General features: G+C 46.3%; 15 protein-coding genes, 6 tRNA genes and 1 pseudogene. 12 read left to right on the top strand and 10 right to left on the bottom strand.

Annotated elements, in window-relative coordinates:
• Positions 1-30 precede the first annotated feature (30 nt).
• From rpmE to SOW26_RS07780, 8 genes are all read left to right on the top strand, one after another.
• Positions 31-234: a 50S ribosomal protein L31 gene (gene rpmE / locus SOW26_RS07815; RefSeq protein WP_154476081.1), complete on the top strand. Its 204-nt coding sequence runs from the start codon at positions 31-33 to the stop codon at positions 232-234.
• Positions 235-313: 79 nt separating this feature from the next.
• Positions 314-1,237, top strand: coding sequence for a DUF1385 domain-containing protein (locus SOW26_RS07810; protein WP_154476079.1), 924 nt, complete (start codon positions 314-316; stop codon positions 1,235-1,237).
• Positions 1,200-2,051: a peptide chain release factor N(5)-glutamine methyltransferase gene (gene prmC / locus SOW26_RS07805; protein ID WP_320652185.1), complete on the top strand. Its 852-nt coding sequence runs from the start codon at positions 1,200-1,202 to the stop codon at positions 2,049-2,051. The genes SOW26_RS07810 and prmC overlap by 38 nt, the downstream gene beginning before the upstream one ends.
• Before the next feature lie 19 nt (positions 2,052-2,070).
• A complete protein-coding gene (gene prfA, locus SOW26_RS07800; protein WP_154476075.1) occupies positions 2,071-3,141 on the top strand; it encodes a peptide chain release factor 1 in 1,071 nt (356 codons plus the stop codon).
• Between the two features lie 108 nt (positions 3,142-3,249).
• Positions 3,250-5,175 (top strand): bifunctional metallophosphatase/5'-nucleotidase, encoded by a 1,926-nt coding sequence (locus SOW26_RS07795; RefSeq protein ID WP_320652184.1) that lies wholly within the window; start codon positions 3,250-3,252, stop codon positions 5,173-5,175.
• The gene (locus SOW26_RS07790) at positions 5,175-6,116 is read left to right on the top strand and encodes a DUF2156 domain-containing protein (RefSeq protein ID WP_320652183.1); all 942 of its coding nucleotides are present in this window, start codon (positions 5,175-5,177) and stop codon (positions 6,114-6,116) included. Before SOW26_RS07795 ends, SOW26_RS07790 begins: the two co-directional genes overlap by 1 nt.
• Before the next feature lies 1 nt (position 6,117).
• Positions 6,118-7,311 (top strand): pyridoxal phosphate-dependent aminotransferase, encoded by a 1,194-nt coding sequence (locus tag SOW26_RS07785; protein WP_276960152.1) that lies wholly within the window; start codon positions 6,118-6,120, stop codon positions 7,309-7,311.
• Between the two features lie 184 nt (positions 7,312-7,495).
• Positions 7,496-8,341 carry a DUF368 domain-containing protein gene (locus SOW26_RS07780; RefSeq protein WP_276960153.1) on the top strand — a complete coding sequence of 282 codons (846 nt, stop codon included), beginning with the start codon at positions 7,496-7,498 and terminating at the stop codon, positions 8,339-8,341.
• Between the two features lie 110 nt (positions 8,342-8,451).
• On the opposite strand, the gene SOW26_RS07775 is transcribed toward SOW26_RS07780, so the two are convergent.
• Positions 8,452-9,786: a peptide MFS transporter gene (locus tag SOW26_RS07775; protein ID WP_154476065.1), complete on the bottom strand. Its 1,335-nt coding sequence runs from the start codon at positions 9,784-9,786 to the stop codon at positions 8,452-8,454.
• 242 nt (positions 9,787-10,028) lie between these two features.
• Here SOW26_RS07775 and SOW26_RS07770 point away from each other — a divergent pair, with 242 nt between their 5' ends.
• The 4 genes and pseudogenes from SOW26_RS07770 (at position 10,029) to SOW26_RS07755 (ending at position 14,783) form a co-directional block, all read left to right on the top strand.
• Positions 10,029-11,114 carry a M24 family metallopeptidase gene (locus tag SOW26_RS07770; RefSeq protein ID WP_154476063.1) on the top strand — a complete coding sequence of 362 codons (1,086 nt, stop codon included), beginning with the start codon at positions 10,029-10,031 and terminating at the stop codon, positions 11,112-11,114.
• Between the two features lie 33 nt (positions 11,115-11,147).
• Positions 11,148-12,035 carry a proline iminopeptidase gene (gene pepI, locus SOW26_RS07765; protein ID WP_276960154.1) on the top strand — a complete coding sequence of 296 codons (888 nt, stop codon included), beginning with the start codon at positions 11,148-11,150 and terminating at the stop codon, positions 12,033-12,035.
• 369 nt (positions 12,036-12,404) lie between these two features.
• Positions 12,405-12,491, top strand: a pseudogene (locus tag SOW26_RS07760) (transposase); the annotation flags it as partial.
• Between the two features lie 186 nt (positions 12,492-12,677).
• On the top strand, positions 12,678-14,783 hold the full coding sequence (locus SOW26_RS07755) for a transglutaminase domain-containing protein (protein WP_320652182.1): 2,106 nt from the start codon (positions 12,678-12,680) through the stop codon (positions 14,781-14,783).
• 88 nt (positions 14,784-14,871) lie between these two features.
• Here SOW26_RS07755 and SOW26_RS07750 read toward each other — a convergent pair.
• From SOW26_RS07750 to SOW26_RS07710, 9 genes are all read right to left on the bottom strand, one after another.
• Positions 14,872-14,957 (bottom strand) — tRNA-Leu (locus SOW26_RS07750).
• A 27-nt stretch (positions 14,958-14,984) separates the two neighbouring features.
• Positions 14,985-15,057: transfer RNA gene (locus tag SOW26_RS07745), tRNA-Val, on the bottom strand.
• Positions 15,058-15,102: 45 nt separating this feature from the next.
• Positions 15,103-15,176 (bottom strand) — tRNA-Asp (locus SOW26_RS07740).
• 6 nt (positions 15,177-15,182) lie between these two features.
• Positions 15,183-15,256, bottom strand: a tRNA-Ile gene (locus SOW26_RS07735).
• 33 nt (positions 15,257-15,289) lie between these two features.
• Positions 15,290-15,362, bottom strand: a tRNA-Thr gene (locus SOW26_RS07730).
• 11 nt (positions 15,363-15,373) lie between these two features.
• A tRNA-Glu gene (locus tag SOW26_RS07725) sits at positions 15,374-15,445 on the bottom strand.
• 191 nt (positions 15,446-15,636) lie between these two features.
• Positions 15,637-16,233, bottom strand: a complete 597-nt coding sequence (locus SOW26_RS07720; protein ID WP_154476057.1) for a TatD family nuclease-associated radical SAM protein — start codon at positions 16,231-16,233, stop codon at positions 15,637-15,639.
• A gap of 42 nt (positions 16,234-16,275) precedes the next feature.
• Positions 16,276-16,806 (bottom strand): TIGR04002 family protein, encoded by a 531-nt coding sequence (locus SOW26_RS07715; protein WP_154478793.1) that lies wholly within the window; start codon positions 16,804-16,806, stop codon positions 16,276-16,278.
• Positions 16,807-16,980: 174 nt separating this feature from the next.
• Positions 16,981-17,844, bottom strand: coding sequence for a pyridoxamine kinase (locus SOW26_RS07710; protein ID WP_320652181.1), 864 nt, complete (start codon positions 17,842-17,844; stop codon positions 16,981-16,983).
• Between the last annotated feature and the right edge of the window lie 495 nt (positions 17,845-18,339).

Genomic DNA, 18,339 nt, shown 5'->3' with positions numbered 1-18,339 from the left:
CTGTGACAAAATAAAGAAGAGGTGAAAATCATGAGAGAAGGAATCCATCCAGCATACCATCAGGCAACTGTGACCTGCAACTGTGGGAACACATTTACGACAGGTTCTACCAACGAAGACATCCACGTAGAAATCTGCTCCAAATGTCATCCGTTCTACACAGGACAGCAGAAAGCGGCTCAGGCTCGCGGACGTGTTGACAGGTTCAACAAGAAATACGGAATGGACAAATAGAGCAAGGAAAATCAGGGGCTGAGGTAACGAAAAGTATCTCAGCTCCTTTGTATTATAAAAATCGTAAAAAGGAGCAAGGATGAAGTCATCAAACATTGGCGGACAGGCGGTGCTGGAAGGCATTATGATGAAGCACAAAGACGAATATGCGGTGGCGGTAAGAAGGGCGGACGGCTCCATTGTAACAGAAAAGAAAACCTTTGAGAGTCTTGTAAAAAATCAGCCGGCCCTTACTCGGATCCCCTTTGTCAGAGGAATCTTCCAGTTCTTGGATTCTATGATCCTGGGGATGAGAACACTGACTTTTTCGGCGGAAATATACGGGGAAGAGGAAGAAAAATCGAAGAACCCCAAAGAAAAACGAAAAGAATCGATTCTGATGGGACTGACCGTGGCAGCTTCCCTGTGTATTGCTATCGGGATCTTTATGGTACTGCCCTATTTGTTGACGATGGCGCTGAAACAGTTTGTCCCCTCTTATACGCTGCGCACTCTGATCGAGGGGATCTTCCGGATTGGGATCTTCTTTCTGTATCTTTTGCTGATCTCGCGGATGCAGGATATCCGGCGAACCTTTATGTATCATGGAGCGGAGCACAAATGTATCAATTGCATTGAACACGGTCTGCCTTTGACGGTGGAGAATGTTAAAAAAAGTTCCAGGCAGCACAAACGCTGCGGCACCAGCTTTCTGGTATTTGTATTTCTTATCAGCGTCGTCCTGCTTCTGATGATCCGGGTGGAGGATCCTATTTTCCGGGTGCTTTTAAGAATCCTGCTGATCCCGGTGATCGCGGGGATCTCCTATGAGATTCTGAAACTGGCAGGAAGCAGTGACAGTCGGATCATCCGCATCCTCAGTGCACCGGGGCTGCAGTTTCAGAAACTGACGACGAAGGAGCCGGATGAGGGAATGATAGAAGTTGCGATTTGTGCCGTGGAGGCAGTATTTGATTGGAGAGCCTATGAAGCAGAGCAGTTTCACACTTCAAAGCCTATATAAAGAGGGAAAGCGGCAGCTGAAGGAAGCAGGGGTGGCGGAAGCCGATCTGGATGCCTGGTATCTTTTAGAAGAGATCACGGGAGTCGATAAGGCTGCCTATTATGGGAAGCCGGACAGAAGGATCTCCGGGGAAGAAAAGGACAGGTATCAAACACTTTTAGAACAGCGGAAAAAAAGAGTGCCCCTGCAGTATATCCTGGGAAAACAGGAGTTTTTCGGGAGAACGTTCCGGGTGGGAAAAGGAGTTCTGATCCCCAGGCAGGAAACGGAACTGTTGGTAGAGGAAACACTGAAAAAGCTGCACGGACAGGAAAGGGTACTGGACCTTTGTACAGGGTCAGGCTGTGTGATCATCAGTCTGAAACTGCAGAAGCCCTCCATTTCGGCTGTGGGCAGTGATGTGTCGCAGGCAGCGCTTGCCGTGGCGGAAGAGAATGCAAAACGGCTGGACGCGCAGGTAGAGTTTCGGCAGGGCAGCCTGTTTGAAAAGATAGAAGGAAAGTATGATCTGATCGTATCCAACCCGCCATACATTCCCAGTCGGGTCATAGAGACCCTTCAGGAGGAGGTTCGGATCTATGAGCCCCGACTGGCGCTGGATGGGGAAGAAGACGGACTAAGCTTTTACAGGGTGATGGTAAAAGAAGCGGGAGATCATCTGCATCCGGGGGGATGGCTGCTGTTTGAGATCGGTCACGACCAGGGACAGCAGGTGGCGGATCTTATGCGGGAGAACGGATACATACAAGTGGCGGTGAAAAAGGATTTGGCAGGTCTTGACCGGGTTGTACTGGGTATGTACAATAGATTTTAGGATTGAAGGAGGAAGAAACATGTTTGATAGATTGGAAGATTTGCTCATCCGGTACGAAGAGGTAATGAGCGAACTGCAGGAGCCGGATGTGGCAAACGATCCGTCCCGGTTCCGTAAGCTGATGAAAGAACAGAACGATCTGCAGCCCATCGTGGAGGCTTACAAAGAATACAAAGCCAGTAAACAGACGATTTCCGACAGCCTACAGATGCTGGAGGAAGAGTCGGATGAAGAGCTGAAAGAGCTGGCGAAGGAAGAACTGAGTGAATCCAAGAAGCGGGTGGAGGAGCTGGAACAGGAATTAAAGATCCTTTTGCTGCCAAAGGACCCCAATGATGAGAAAAACGTTATGGTAGAGATCCGGGCAGGAGCCGGCGGAGATGAAGCGGCTCTGTTTGCAGCGGAGATCTACCGGATGTACCTGCACTATGCAGAAAGCCGCAGGTGGAAAGTGGAAATGATCTCTCTCAGTGAAAATGGGATCGGCGGCTTTAAGGAATGTGTATTTATGATCACGGGACAGGGAGCCTATTCCAGACTCAAATATGAAAGCGGGGTACACCGGGTACAGAGAGTGCCGGAGACGGAAAGCGGAGGGAGGATCCATACATCTACCGTTACGGTTGCTATTATGCCGGAGGCAGAGGAGGTAGATGTGGTCATTGAAGAAAAAGACATCCGGATCGACGTGATGCGTGCGTCCGGAAACGGAGGACAGTGTGTCAACACCACAGATTCGGCGGTACGTCTGACGCACTACCCCACGGGGATCGTGATCTACAGTCAGACAGAAAAGTCTCAGCTGCAGAATAAGGAGAAGGCGTTCCGACTGCTTCGCTCCAAGCTGTATGAACTGGAGCTGGAAAAGCAGCAGGCATCCGAAGCGGAGGCCAGAAGGAGCCAGATCGGAACGGGAGACCGTTCTGAAAAGATCAGAACCTACAACTTTCCGCAGGGAAGGGTAACGGATCACAGGATCAAGCTGACGCTTCACAGGCTGGATTCCATCCTGAACGGAGATCTGGACGAAGTAATAGACAGCCTGATCGCGGCGGATCAGTCGGCAAAGCTGGCAAATATGAATGAATAAGTCGCACCGGGGACCTGTATCCACATGGAATGGATCAGGTCTTTCCCTGTATATTGATCGAAAAGAGCCGAAAAAGGATCGGAAGGATCCGACAGAGGGAGGAAAAGGATGCTGAACAGGCGTATAGCGGCAGGAATTGCAATGATCGCCGCTCTTATCGGAGGGTTTCCTATGGGAGCAAGGGCGGAAGCACATACGAAGACAAAGAAAGCGACCATCGTATTTACACACGATCTCCATTCACGGATGGATGACGAAGAGCTGGGCGGATTCTCCCGGCTGAAGACCGGAATCGACGGGATCCGTCAAGAGAAGCAGGGGAAAGAAGGGGTATTTGTCCTGGATGGAGGAGATTTTTCCATGGGGACGTTGTACCAGACCCTGTTCGAAAAAGAAGCGTCGGAGCTTCTGATGCTGGGATATCTGGGATATGATGCCACGACACTGGGAAATCATGAATTTGATTACAGGAGCCGGGGGCTGGCTGCCATGCTTGCCACGGCAAAAGAAAAGGCAACGGAAAATCAGACGGTCCTGCCCCAGCTGGTCATTTCCAACATCAACTGGAAAGAAAACCGATCCGGGGAGGATAAGCAGTTAAAGAAAGCCATGGAAGAGTTTGGTAGTAAATCGTACACCATCATAGAAAAAGAGGGAGTGCGCATTGGCATATTCGGCGTTCTGGGTGAGGACGCAGATGCCTCGGCGCCGGAGAGCGGACTTACCTTTCAATCCATTACAGAATCCTCCAAAAAGATGGTGCAGAAATTGCAGCAGGAAAAAGTGGATATGATCGTGTGTCTGTCGCACAGCGGTACCAATCCGGATCCGAAAAAATCAGAAGATGAGATCCTGGCCAAAGAAGTGCCGCAGATTGATGTGATTATCAGCGGACATACCCACACCAGACTGGAGAAGCCCATTCGGATACAGGATACCTACATTGTGTCGGCAGGAGAATATGGTCAGAGTCTGGGAGAGCTGGCGCTGGTGCAGACAAAAGAGGGGCGCTGGGAAGCGGCAGACTATCAGTTGCATGCCATGGACGACACCGTACCTTCTGACGAGGGCGTCAAGGAGAAGCTGAAAGCCTATGAAGAAGCGGTGAACCGGGAGTATCTGGCGCAGTTTGGCTATAGATTTGATGAAGTGGTGGCACAAAACCAGGTGGATTTCACACCTTTCTACCGATTTGGAGAGAAGGTGGAGGAAGATACGCTGGGCAGTCTGATCGCGGATTCCTATATTTATACGGTGAAAGACGTGGAGAAGGAAGCCTATGAGCCGGTAGCGGTGTCCCTGATCCCGGCAGGAGTCGTAAGAGGAAGTGTTCCCACAGGAGATGTGACGACGGCAGACATTTTCAATATCAGCTCTCTGGGGATCGGAGCAGACCGGGTGCCGGGATATCCGCTGGTAAGCGTGTATCTGACAGGAAAAGAGCTGAAGACGGTAGCGGAGATCGACGTTTCTGTCTCTCCCCTGATGCCGTCTGCCCAGCTTTACGGAAGCGGACTGCACTGGACGTATAACAATAACAGGATGCCTCTTAATAGAGTGACAGAAGTCACGCTGGCAGACGATGTATTTGGAGGAAAGGCAGACGTTCTGGAGGAAGAAAAGCTGTATCGGGTAGTGGCAGGACTTTATTCGGCGCAGATGCTGGGAGCAGTGGAAGATGTATCCAAAGGCATTTTGAAGGTGCAGCCAAAAGATAAAAACGGGAAGCCGATCAAGGACTTTGAAAAATACATCCTCCATACGCCGGAGGGTCAGGAAGTGAAGGAATGGTGGGCCCTGGCAAACTACATGAAATCCTTTGAGAAAAATGAAAGGGGGCTTCCCTCTGTTTCCGAGAAGTATAGTCGATTGGAAGGAAGGAAAATACAGGAGGCAGGAAAAAATCCGGTGGATATCCTGAAACATCCCAACAGGATCGCCTTGACGGTTTATGGAATCGGGATTCTGATTCTGGGGATCCTTTTGATGATCCTGAGAAAAATCATAAAAAGATGGAGAAAGAAGGAAAAATAATGGAAACATTTGAATTTAAGCGGGCAGAGCTGGAGGACAAGGAGATCATTGGCCCCTATTTTAAAAAATATCCCAGCAGGAGTTGTGAAAGAACCTTTGCAAACGTGTATCTCTGGTCCAGGAAATATCCGGTGAAATGGGCGGTCATAAAAGAGGCGCTGGTGTTTAAAAGCGAGGATGAGGCGCATCTGGCCTTTGCCTATCCCATCGGAGAAGAAAAAGCCGTCAGAAATGCTTTGGAATGGGCAAAGGAGTACAGCAGAAGCAGGCAGAGAGACTTTCGGCTATACAATGTGACGGCAGAGCAGTTTGAACAACTGGAACAGTTGTATCCGGGGGAATTTGAAATCACCTACAACAGAGATCTGGCAGATTATGTATACGAGTCGGAGAAACTGATCTCTCTTGCCGGGAAGAAGCTGCATGGAAAACGGAACCATATCAACAAGTTCAAAGCCCTCTATGAGGGGAGATGGGCTTACGAACCGCTGTCTAAGGACACGCTGGAGGAGTGCTTTCAGATGGCGCTTGTCTGGCGCAACGAAAACAGTTGTGAGGATGATCCGGAAAAGCGGGGAGAGATCTGTGTGACCTTAAATTCCCTGCGACTGTTTGAAGAACTGGAACTGACGGGAGGACTTCTGCGGCTGGATGGGAAAGTGGTAGCGTTTACCATAGGAGAAGAGGTGGCACCGGATACCTTTGTGGTGCACATTGAGAAAGCGTATGCAGAGATACAGGGAGCGTACCCTATGATCAACCAGCAATTTGTAGAACATGCCTGTCACAGCTATCCATACATCAACCGGGAAGAGGATACAGGATCAGAAGGACTCAGGAAGGCAAAGCTTTCTTATCGTCCGGTATTTCTGGTAGAGAAGGGAGTCGTTTCAGAAAAAGGAAAGGGATCTCAGAAGGCGGAAGACAGCAGGGAGGACTAATATGATTGCAGAAAATATGAAACAGATGGTGGCAAACAGTTCGGCGATCCGGGCAATGTTTGAAGAAGGTAACAGACTGGCAGGGATCTACGGAAAAGAAAATGTATATGATTTCAGCCTGGGCAATCCGAATGTACCGGCGCCGGAGGCGGTGAAAGCCGCAGCGTTCTCCGTATTGGAGGAGGAAGAGCCGACGGTTCTTCACGGCTATACCACAAACAGCGGATACCCGGAGGTAAGAGAAAAGATCGCCTGTCATCTGAACGCGCAGTTTGGCACAGCTTTTACGAAAGAAAACATCATCATGACGGTGGGCGCGGCAGGCGGACTGAATGTGATCCTGAAAAGTCTTCTGAATCCGGGAGAGGAAGTTCTCACCTTCGCTCCGTATTTTGCAGAATACAGAGCTTACGTCAATAATTACGGAGGGATCCTGACGGAGGTATCTCCCGACACGGAAACCTTTCAGCCAAAGCTGGAAGAGTTTGAAGCAAAGCTGTCACCCCGGACAAAGGCGGTCCTCATCAATACGCCCAATAATCCTACGGGGGTGGTTTATTCGGAGTCTGTGATCAAACGTCTGGCAGAGATCCTGGAGAGGAAACAGAAAGAATTTTCCACGACGATCTATCTGATCTCGGACGAACCGTACAGGGAGCTGGTATACGGAGGAACGCAGGTACCGTATCTGACCAAGTATTACCCCAATACCATCGTAGGATATTCCTACAGCAAATCTCTGTCGCTTCCGGGAGAACGGATCGGATATCTGGTGATTCCTGATGAAGTAAAGGACAGCCGGGAGCTGATCATGGCAGCGGCAGTGGCAACCCGGATTCTGGGATTTGTCAATGCGCCTACTCTGCAGCAGAAGATCGTTGCAAGGTGTGTGGAGGAAAGGACAGATATATCCTACTACGAAAGGAACCGAAACACTTTATACGACGGATTGACAAAACTGGGATTTTCCTGTGTGAAGCCGGAGGGAGCCTTTTATCTTTTTGTAAAATCTCCCGTGCCGGATGAGAAGGTGTTTTGTGAAACGGCAAAGCAGTACCGTATTTTGATGGTACCGGGAAGTGCCTTTGGATGCGGAGGGTATGTGCGGCTGGCCTACTGTGTTTCGTATGAAACGATCTGCAACGCACTTCCTCAATTTGAAAAACTGGCAAAAGAATATCTGATGGCTTTTTAACTGGAAAAAATGAGCACGTCGAAAGCTTCCCACCGTGAAAAGGAAAGGATTGGAACTGTTTCAGAAGGCAGACCATGAAACCATCAACGGCAAGCACGATCTGCATATCCAAATCGGCAGGAAATGATGATTGAAAAGAAAGGAAAATCCGGAACGCATAGCGAAAAACGGATAATGGACAACTATGATAAAAAGATTATTGCAAGGCGGCGTAATAGGACTGGCAAACATTATTCCGGGAGTCAGCGGGGGAACCATGATGGTGGTCATGGGAATTTACGACAAACTGATCCACTGTATTACTCACTTGAAAAGTGAATTTAAAAAGAGCGTACAATTTCTTCTCCCGATCTTTATCGGAACAGGAATTTCTCTGGTGATATTTGCAAAGGTCATCGAATACTGTTTTGCAAATTTCCCGATTCAGACGAATCTGTTGTTTTGTGGACTGATCGCAGGCAGCCTGCCCATCATGTTCCGGCAGGTAAAGGGGAAGAAGATCAGCGTGGGGATGCTGGTATCCTTTCTGGCTTTTTTTGCCCTTGTGTGTATCATGGCGTGGATGGGAGAAAAAGAAGGACAGGCGGCGGATGTCAGCCTGAATCTCGTCAACAGCCTGAAACTGTTTGGAGTAGGCGTGGTGGCGGCGGCCACTATGGTGATTCCGGGAGTCAGCGGATCTATGATGCTGATGATCATGGGGTATTATACGGTGATCATCAACACGATCAATGATTTTGTTCAGGCATTGATCCAGGTAGATATTTCGGGCGCCTTTCATTACGGAATGATTCTGGCCCCCTTTGGGATCGGTGTGGTGGTAGGGATTTTTCTGATTGCCAAGATGATCGAGATCATCTTCCAAAAAGCCAGAACCCATGCTTACTGGGCGATTATCGGCCTGATCGCAGCCTCGCCTTTAGCCATCCTTAGTAAGACCGACTGGCAGGGATTATCCCTGATTACGGGGGTCACAGGAGCAGTACTGTTTGTAGCAGGATGGTTTGTGGCAAGCAAATTAAGTGATTAGGATGCGCCATCCGATAAGTTTCTATAAGCCCCTAATAAGCTACAAAAAACCCTGCCGCTATCCCGGCAGGGTTTTTGTGATTGTCCTATATTGTTTCGGTCAATGAATTGTTAGTCTTCTTCTTTTTGAACCAGTTTATTCAGCTTTCCATCCATCACCCAAAGAGCGACACCAGCTACGATCATGATGATAGCTACGCCAAAGTAGGTAGCGGCAAATGGAAGCTTTTCAGTCAAAGCGTATACATATCCGTATGATTTTCCGGCGATGAAGATGGAGAATGTCCAAACAGCCATCATAGCGGACAAAAGCTTTGCAGGTGCAAACTTGGAAATGAAGGAGTTACCAAGTGGAGAGAATGTCATCTCACCAAGTGACAACAGGATTCCAAAAGCGATCAGCCAGATAATGGAAGCCGGTTTTCCGGCACGAACTACGTCTGTCAAGGCAAAGATAACGAAAGAAACACCAAGCAGCAGCATACCGATGGAGGTGTGCTTGAACATGCTGAGACCTCCGTTTTTACGTTTTGCATCTTTGGTCCACAGGATACCAAGCAGCGGTCCCATGGAGATACAGCAAAGTGCGTTCAGAGAATCGAACCATGCGCTGGGGATCTTGAAGCTTCCGATCATCCAGTTCATGTGTTCCGGATTATCCCAGTGGAAGTATACCGGAAGGTAAGCCAGATACCAGAACAGCCAGAAAATGGTGGAGAAAGCGGAGATCAGAATGATCGCCCAAACTCTCTTCTTCTCAATACCGGTAAGCGGTTTGTTTTCATATTTTTCTTTTGCGGCATCCTTCTTTTCCGCATCATCAAATTTGAAAGGTCTCTTTCCAGCATCGCCCAGGAATCTCCATCCGAAGATGAACCAGAGAGCGTTTACAAACATAATGATGGCACAAACCAGGAAGCAGAAACGATAGCCCTGCTCGTTTGCGATAACGCCGATGATAGTCGTTCCAATAAAGGAACCAACGTTTACCATGGAATACTGGGTGGAAAATGCAGCGTCCAGCTTGCTCTTATCTGCAAACAGACGACCTGTGATGGCGTTTGTCTGCGGTTTGAACAGTCCGGTTCCGATGGATACCAGGACGATCATAAGATTGATAGAAACCATGCCGGTAGCTTTCCAGCCTACCAGATATCCGCAGCCCATCAGGATCATACCGATGGGAACCAGATACTTAGCGCCCACCAGACGGTCAGAGATAACGGAACCGAACAGCGGAGCCAGGTAGGTAAATGCAACTAAGTTTGCGGAAGCAAACGCACCGTCTTTCGCGTCTAATCCTAATCCGCCTTTTGCAACAGCAACGGCAATGAACACCGTCATTACCCATTTTGCGGAATAGAAGGAAAAACGTTCTAAACTGAAAGCGAAGTTACAAACCCAAAAGCCGAACCCGCCTCCTTTTTTTGCAACAGTGTTGTCCATAATAATAGAACCTCCTCTTTCTCTCTGAAACATTTAGACATATCAGTGACATTATAATACAGAAACGAAAAAATATCAAAGAAAATCTTAACAGTGTTCATGAAAAAATCAGAAGAAATTAAGAAAGGAAAGAGAAAGGACGGCAGGGGAAACTTATTTGACAGAGAAGAGAAAAAGAAGTAGAATCAGACTCATAAGGGAGGCATGAAGAGTGCCGAATAAAATCTACAGGAGGCAAGGACATGAATAACAACAAATTGCAGAGAGTTTTAGACAAAATGGGAGAAAGTGGAATTCCCCAGATGATCATCTCGGATCCGGTGGCGATCTTTTATCTGACAGGACGCTGGATCTTCCCCGGAGAGCGTCTGCTGGCACTGTACCTGAATGTAAATGGCAATCATCAGTTGGTGATCAATAAGCTGTTCCCTCAGGAGGGAGAAGTAGGAGTGCCGTTGACCTATTATGATGACATTGAAGACGGAGTGGAGATTCTGAGCCGTTTTGTGGAGAAGGATAAGGTAATGGGAGTAGACAAGATCTGGCCGGCCAGATTTTTGTTGAGACTGCAGGAGTTGGGCGGCGGAAGCAAGTTTGTCAATGGATCCGTTATCGTAGACAAGATCCGCCAGATCAAGGATGCAGAAGAGATCGCTCTGATGAGAGAGTCCTCAAGAATCAATGATGAGGTCATGAAAGAACTGGTTCCCTGGGTAGCAAAAGGGCTGACAGAGATTGAACTGGGAGAAAAGACAAAGGAGATCTACAAGAAACACGGAATCGAATCTGTTTCTTTTGAGCCTATCACAGCTTATGCAAAAGGAGCGGCCGATCCTCATCATGTGACAGATCAGTCCAAAGGAAAGAGAGGAGACTGTGTGATTCTGGACATTGGAGGATTCTACAAGAATTATGCTTCCGACATGACAAGAACTGTGTTTATCGGAGAAGTCAGCGAAAGGCAAAAAGAGATCTACGACATTGTAGTGGAAGCAAATCTGCGGGGAATCGCTGCTGCAAAGCCGGGAGCGAAGATGAAAGACGTGGATCTGGCAGCAAGAAACTATATCGAAGAAAAAGGATACGGACAGTATTTTACACACCGTACCGGACATTCCTGCGGTCTGGAGGATCATGAAGTGGGAGATGTGTCCTCTGTCAATGAAGAAATCATTGAGGTGGGACAGTGCTTTTCTGTAGAGCCGGGGATTTATCTGCCGGACGAAGGACTGGGCGTCAGGATCGAAGATCTGGTGATCATCACAGAAGACGGATGCGAAGTGCTGAACCATTACACCAAGGATCTGATCGTAGTTCCGGAAGAATAAAGAAACAGTTTAATAAGATTGGGGGAAAATACAGTGGCAAAAATCACAGAAGGGTATATGCCGTATCTGGGGCATAAGACCTATTACCGGATTGTTGGAGAGAGGAAAGAAGGAAAAGCGCCTTTGGTGCTGCTGCATGGCGGACCGGGCTCCACACACAATTACTTTGAGGTGCTGGACAGAGTGGCGGACGAGGATGACAGGCAGATCATTATGTATGATCAGATTGGCTGCGGAAATTCTTATTTGGACGGGTGTCCCGAACTGTGGACGAAGGAAACCTGGATCAATGAGCTGGATGCCCTTAGAAAACACCTGGGATTGGATAAGATCCATCTGTTAGGGCAGTCCTGGGGCGGAATGATGTGCGTGATCTACGCCTGCGATTACAAGCCGGAAGGTGTAAAGAGCTACATCCTCTCCAGTACGCTTCCAAGTAGCGCCATTTGGGAAAAAGAACAGAAGAGAAGAGTGGGATATTTGCCACAGGAAATGCAGGATGCGATCGCAGAGGCGGAGCGTACCGGTAAATATGAAGGAGAGGCTTATTTAAAAGCAGTGGATGAGTTTATGAACAGACATTGCTATGCTACCCTGACAGAGGATTCTCCCGAGTGTCTGACACGTCCGAAAAAGGCGGGCGGAGAAGCCTATGTGGCAGGCTGGGGACCGAATGAATTTACCCCTATTGGCTCTTTGAAGGACTATGACTATACGAAAGAGCTGAAGGAGGTACAGACGCCCTGTCTGATCATAAGCGGTTTGGTGGATCTTTGTTCTCCGCTGATTGCAAAGACCATGTATGATATCATTCCGAATTCGGAATGGGAACTGTTTGAGTATTCCAAGCATATGTGCTTTGTGGATGAAACAGACAAGTATGTGGATGTGCTGAAAAAGTGGATGAATCAGAACGATTAAGAAAAAGTACGAACGATATAATGCAAAAAGACAGCAGCTTTGCCATGCGGGGAGCTGCTGTTATTTTTTGTCTGCGACACAAATAAATGCACCAAAAATAATATAATATTTGGTGCAAAACACAGAGCGATAGAGTAAAAACTTTCACTCTTTTTGTGGATCGGATAGCACTCAGTTGAGTGCGTAAGCTTATTTCTCAACAGAGAAATAAGCGTGCACGAAATATAAATCACTTGCTATGCGGGTGCGCGACGGTTGTTGTATAAAAAAATTACCTTTCCATATACAATAAAGTTGTTCAGGCTATATTACAGAAAGGGGAGGTGATTTATGGCGAAGAAAGGATACTCACTGGCACATACAGAATGAGTGTGCAAATATCATATTGTCTTCACTCCAAAGTATAGACGGAAAATTATTTATAATCAATATAAGTCGGACATCGGGGATATTATTGAAATTTTCAAGGCATAACTAAGAAGTTGATAAAAATGATTTTTATACTGGTTTATGGTACAATCAAAATAAATCGAAGGATATAGGAACCAGTGGGTTTATCTCAACATGGATTGGGCAAAAAGATTGAAATACCAAGAATAAGTATAAACAAAATAGAGACAGGAAAGGGAGAGGTGAAATTTTATGAGGAAATATAATTCGAAATTCTTAGTTACAATCTTAATTTTGTGTATCGTTTTGATCGGCTGTACCGGACAATCTCAAAAATCAGGAATGACCGTTGAAGACTTAAGGAAAAAATACAGTGATTCAATCGGATATGATTTATCAGAAAAGATTTATACGGTAGACCAAACGGAAAGCATCAATATCAAAGTAAATAACAATGTAATATTCGAAGAATATTTTGAATCAGCACACACGCCAACCCCTTTTATAGTATATACGGACGATAAATTAGAGAGCCCGTTGTTCGTTCCTTTTTTTGAAAGCGGTGGGGGCGGTACCATTGATATTGATCCCAAAGAGATCATTGGCGAAAGCTTTCTCTTTCAGAACAAGGAATATGCATTGTCGGGAAGCGGAACCTGGGGAATGTATGAAACACTGTATCTTGCGCGTTATAATGACCTGAAAACCGGAAAGAAATTAGACAGGCCGGTCGTTTATATCATAGATGTCAAGCATGGGAAGGAGAAGTTAGAGGCGCCGGTAGTCACAAAGCGAGTGACAGATGATGGAAATCTCAGACTGGATTGGAAACCTGTAAAAGGGGCAACCGGGTACTGGGTCATCAAACGGGAAAAGCGCTTGGCGGACTCCGCTAACGGCGAATTTAATTTAGCAAGCCGCTACCATTACTCTTTCATAGGTACGGGCACGGAAACAAATTTCATATCAGACAAACAAAGCAGGGAGTTTTTGAACCAGAAAAACTATTCGGCAGATGATCTTCTGGATCCCCAAAAAGCTTCCGATGTATTTGTTGTGGAACAAATCAATAAGGCCCCTGTGGACTATGATATTTTTGTGATAGCACAAAACGACAGGGACAAATTGTCACCTCCGTCAAACATGATCCATGCCAGCGAATTTACGGGAGCTATGCCCTATCGTATTGCCTTCAATACATTTATGAAGAATACGGATAATCGTGGATTTGTTCTGAGAGATCTTAAAGATATACCGACTACGGTTCCGGTGATAATGATGGATGGCTCCATCAGAAATTTTGCAATTCAATATGATTTGGAAAACGACAAATTTTTCTTTAGCGAAAACAGGAATCAAAATATTTATGATCTTCCGATAGCAATAAAAAACACTCCTTTTACCGACACAATTAAGGTATATGGCGCTTCCGAGGACTATGAAGGCATTGTGGAAGCAAAAAGTAAAGAAGTTGAAGGGTTGAGCAAAACCGGCGTAAGCACTTTGGTTGTAGATGCTGAATATAAAGCGAAATTAAAACTTGATAAATCATCCGTTGTGAACACAGTTGCCGCTGTAGATTACGATTATGTCGCCTATTCGCCTCTGGAGGAATATATCGTTACCAATATGCTTGCAGGAAACTTTAACCTGGATATGGCTGCATTTCCTGAAGTAAAAAATAAAGTTGTGTTATCGGAAGCATTTAGAAATGTTTTGGAAAATAACCCTATCATTGCAACCATACCCGGATATTATTATTCGGATTCTGAAAAGCTTTTGCAAATCTCAGTTTCGAAGACGGAATTTAAGAAACAAAAGGACCTGGCAGAAAAAGTCGATCAGATTATAAAGTCTGTCATAAAAGAGGGTATGAGTGATGAAGAAAAATCAAAAGCGATAAACGATTATCTGACGGAGCATACAGAATATGATTACGATGCGTTGACAGCTCTGAAAAATCATGAAGCGGTAGAGCAAAACCCGGCTTCAACCGGTGCGCAGATCAGTCAGGCTGAAAATGATTTCATGAAGTATGATGAGTCTTTCAAAGCGATGGGAGTGCTGATGAAGGGAAAAGGCGTATGCGCAGGATATGCGGATGCATATAGAATTCTGACCGGTTATGCCGGGCTTGAAGTGCTAACTGTTAGAGGTGATGTGCCGGGTGGACGGCATGCATGGAATCTCGTTTATTTAGATGGGAAATGGCTTGTTGTAGACGTCACCTGGAATGATTCTGATCATAATCCGAACAAGTATTTACATATTTCACAGGAGGATCCTACATATGTAGGGGATCATTTTATCAGTGCCGATTCTATAAGCGCGCGTGACAATTATGTGTTCAAAAAATGATAAAAGCTCGATAGCCCATTTTTGATGTGTCATAGAAAAAAGTGAGAGAAATGCTGCAAAGTCAACATTTCTCTCACTTTTTTTTCACTGCCGCAGACCGGAATCGAACCGGTACGGGTATTACTACCCACGGGATTTTAAGTCCCGGGCGTCTGCCTGTTCCGCCACTGCGGCAAATCAACCGGAAATACGGTTGAAAAATGGGACCAATAGGGCTCGAACCTATGACCCTCTGCTTGTAAGGCAGATGCTCTCCCAGCTGAGCTATGATCCCATATGAAATAAATTATCGATTCCATCCCGAAAGAGGAAATGGAAACGACCCAGAAGAGACTCGAACTCTCGACCTCCGCCGTGACAGGGCGGCGCTCTAACCAACTGAGCCACTGGGCCAAATAATGGACCTTCGGGGACTCGAACCCAGGACCGATCGGTTATGAGCCGATTGCTCTAACCAACTGAGCTAAAGGTCCAAAATCACTAAATGAATCCTTCGTAGGATCCAAAGCCGATAATCGGACTCGAACCGATAACCTGCTGATTACAAATCAGCTGCTCTGCCAATTGAGCCATATCGGCAAATAAACAAATGACTCCGACGGGAATCGAACCCGTGTTACCGCCGTGAAAGGGCGATGTCTTAACCTCTTGACCACGGAGCCACAGTATAATTTGCATACCGCTGTTGTAGCGACGCATTTAATACTAGCATAAAACAGGCTGTTTGACAAGTGTTTTTTCAAGGGAAGAAAGATCCCCCTTTAAGAGGAAACACATTCCCTTTGGGGAAGAAAAAATTCTTTTTAGAGGATCTTCGCGGAAAAGGGAATGCATGAAAAACAGGGATCGCAGATCAGGAGTATTTTCTGATCCGCAAGGGAAGAGAAAGAGAGGAGGCCACCTCTTTACAGGCTTCCTGTTGCTCTTTTGGTAACACATCCACAATGGACAGTGTGATATCGGGGATCCAAAGCTTGGATTCCTTAATAAATTCCAGAACCGAATCAAAGGCTCCGTCGTAAACAGGGAGACTGACTGCCTCGTAGGTAGCAGCATCCGGTGCATTCAAGCTGATAGATAGAGAATCTACCACTTCTGCCAGTTGAGGTAGAATGTTGAACTTGTTGTAGACGTTGCCCAACCCATTGGTATTGACACGAATAGAAATGTTATGATTGCTTTTTATGTATTTAGCAGAATCCAGCAGTACGTCCAAAGCGCAGGTGGGTTCGCCGTATCCGCAATAGACAAGTGTGTTCTGCCTTGAGAAATCAAAGCGTGCCATTTCCTCGATCACCTCTTTGGAAGAAGGAGCAAAAGAATGCCAGAGAGAAGCGGCCTCGCCGATTCCGGCGTGCTGTCTTCGGATACAAAAAACACAGTTACAGTTGCATGTGTTGGTAATGTTGGCGTACACTTGTCCGTCATAAAGGTAAAGAATATCTGCCATAAGATCCTCCTGTCATACAATCGTTGGGCTTTGTGGTTACGGTTAGAGAGTTTTGGTGTTTTCAAAAAAGAAGCGGCGTTTCAGACCCGCCTTGTCAAAAACGGTAGCCAGAAGGAAAAAGACGCCGGCACTTCCACCGCCTTGTATTGCACTTCCGATCAGAGAAGCAAGAGGAGAGAGGAAGGAGCCGAACAGAATGCCTTCTGCCAGATAGTAGCCGGAAGCAGAAATCATCAGAGCAATAAAAGGAGCGAATAGATTTCTGGAAGAAAGTATTTTATTGCTGTTTGATGTAAATGGAAGGGTGATCAGCATTTTGATGATCACAGTTGCAACGGCCCAGGCGGGGGCGGTCAGCAGATCGGCGAGTCCGCCTCCGATGGCAGCGGCCGCCAAAGCATAAGGGCGTGGAAGCAGGACGGCAGCTAAAAAGATGAAAGCGTCTCCCACGTGGATATATCCGCCGTTACTGCCATAAGGAATATGAAAAAAATAAGCGGTGGTCAATGTGATAACGGCAGCAAATAGGCCGCTTAAAGCAAGATAAGAAACAGATTTTGACGTTGTTTTCATAGGGAACCTCCTTTTTATCATGGAATGTTTAGGTGAAAGGCCAGAGATCAGAGATCTTCCTTTCTGGATGGAATAGGTATGCTTGACTGACACAAAATGCTTTGGAGCCGGTAAAATGCAGAGGAATTGTCCTGGGAAAAATGCTTTGGTACTGACAAACTATCGATAAATGTTCTATATAAAGTGCTTCGGAGACAACATGGGTAAAAAGGCTTCATAATTTACGCCATCGTTTCGCGGTACCTGATGAAGCAGGGAGTCTTCCAAGGAAGCCACCAAAAACTTTCCGATTTGTGGAATCAGTTTTTCTACAGAGATGCCCTGGGATACACCTGCCGCTATGGCAGAGGCAAACAGGTCGCCCGTACCGGAATAGCTGCAGCCTTTTTGCGGAAAGTTATAAAAATGACTTTGATTTCCGGAAATGTGCAGATTTCCCATGAAAGAATGACCGTATGCATCCATACTGCGGATTCCTGTAATGATCAAATGCTGCAAGTTGTTTTGACAAAACTGGATCCCGATGGGAATCAGAAGCTCCAACTGCTGTTGAAGCGTGGCAGATCCGGCAATCGTTTGGTAGTCCAGATCTGTCAGCAAACAGAATTCTGTCAGGTTTGGCGTCAGTATCTGTGCTCGGGCAGAGAGCTGCTTCATCTGTCTTAAAAGCTGAGGCGTAAAAATGGAATAGGCCTCTCCGTCATCTCCCATAACAGGATCTACCAATAGGAAGGTAGAAGAAGAATGAAAGGTGTCCAAAAATGAAAATACTTCATTAAATTGTGATTCTCCCGTCATGAAGCCGGTGTAGATACCGTCAAAGTGTTGTCCCATTTTCAGCCAGTGGCATCGGAAATGTTTCATTCTTGTAGTGTAATCTTCGCAGAAGTAATCAGGATAACCTGTCTGTGCCGACAATATGGCGGTGGGCAAGGGACAGGCCTGTACTCCCATTGCGGAGAGGACGGAAATAGAGGCTACCAGAGAACAGCGGCCAAAGCTGGATAGATCGTTAATAACTGCGACTTTTTTTGCCATAGGATTACTCTCTTTCGTAAAAGTATGTGGAGCAATCATAGCACCAAAATGGAATGGTTAAAAAGTCCAGATTAAAACAAGTAAACCATACCAGTTTATAAAAAGTAAAAAATCACTAAAAAATCTAAAAAACAAACAAATATATTGACATATTTGACAAAGGCATAGTATTATAAAGGTCCATCTTAGCTTTCGGTTCTACTGTAGGAAGTCCATCTTGGTCTTTCTGCCTGTGTGGCCACAGAAGTGATGAGGATCGAATCAGAAGAAGCAGAACCGCGCAGAAGATGCGCAGAAGATTTAGGATGGGACAAGCAGCAGAAACATATAAAATAAAAAAGTGAAGAAATCATATTGACACTCCAAAACAAATATGATATCTTGATGTAGTTGTCGCTTGAGACAAGCGAGAGCGGCAAAGCACCTTGATAACTGAACAATAGACAACAACCCTGAAAATTTCTTAAGAGAAAAATTCAGAACGGACAGGACCAT

This window comes from Suipraeoptans intestinalis, assembly GCF_034091795.1.
Classification (GTDB): Bacteria; Bacillota; Clostridia; order Lachnospirales; family Lachnospiraceae; genus Suipraeoptans; species Suipraeoptans intestinalis.
This window is presented reverse-complemented; position numbering and strand designations above follow the sequence as displayed.

Excerpts from the sequence above, each read along its gene's own strand:
- rpmE (WP_154476081.1), top strand. The coding sequence starts at position 31 with ATGAGAGAAGGAATCCATCCAGCATACCATCAGGCAACTGTGACCTGC.
- SOW26_RS07720 (WP_154476057.1), bottom strand. The coding sequence starts at position 16,233 with ATGGCAGATATTCTTTACCTTTATGACGGACAAGTGTACGCCAACATT.
- prmC (WP_320652185.1), top strand. The coding sequence starts at position 1,200 with ATGAAGCAGAGCAGTTTCACACTTCAAAGCCTATATAAAGAGGGAAAG.
- SOW26_RS07795 (WP_320652184.1), top strand. The coding sequence starts at position 3,250 with ATGCTGAACAGGCGTATAGCGGCAGGAATTGCAATGATCGCCGCTCTT.
- prfA (WP_154476075.1), top strand. The coding sequence starts at position 2,071 with ATGTTTGATAGATTGGAAGATTTGCTCATCCGGTACGAAGAGGTAATG.
- SOW26_RS07715 (WP_154478793.1), bottom strand. The coding sequence starts at position 16,806 with ATGAAAACAACGTCAAAATCTGTTTCTTATCTTGCTTTAAGCGGCCTA.
- SOW26_RS07810 (WP_154476079.1), top strand. The coding sequence starts at position 314 with ATGAAGTCATCAAACATTGGCGGACAGGCGGTGCTGGAAGGCATTATG.
- SOW26_RS07755 (WP_320652182.1), top strand. The coding sequence starts at position 12,678 with ATGAGGAAATATAATTCGAAATTCTTAGTTACAATCTTAATTTTGTGT.
- SOW26_RS07790 (WP_320652183.1), top strand. The coding sequence starts at position 5,175 with ATGGAAACATTTGAATTTAAGCGGGCAGAGCTGGAGGACAAGGAGATC.
- SOW26_RS07770 (WP_154476063.1), top strand. The coding sequence starts at position 10,029 with ATGAATAACAACAAATTGCAGAGAGTTTTAGACAAAATGGGAGAAAGT.
- SOW26_RS07785 (WP_276960152.1), top strand. The coding sequence starts at position 6,118 with ATGATTGCAGAAAATATGAAACAGATGGTGGCAAACAGTTCGGCGATC.
- SOW26_RS07710 (WP_320652181.1), bottom strand. The coding sequence starts at position 17,844 with ATGGCAAAAAAAGTCGCAGTTATTAACGATCTATCCAGCTTTGGCCGC.
- SOW26_RS07775 (WP_154476065.1), bottom strand. The coding sequence starts at position 9,786 with ATGGACAACACTGTTGCAAAAAAAGGAGGCGGGTTCGGCTTTTGGGTT.
- SOW26_RS07780 (WP_276960153.1), top strand. The coding sequence starts at position 7,496 with ATGATAAAAAGATTATTGCAAGGCGGCGTAATAGGACTGGCAAACATT.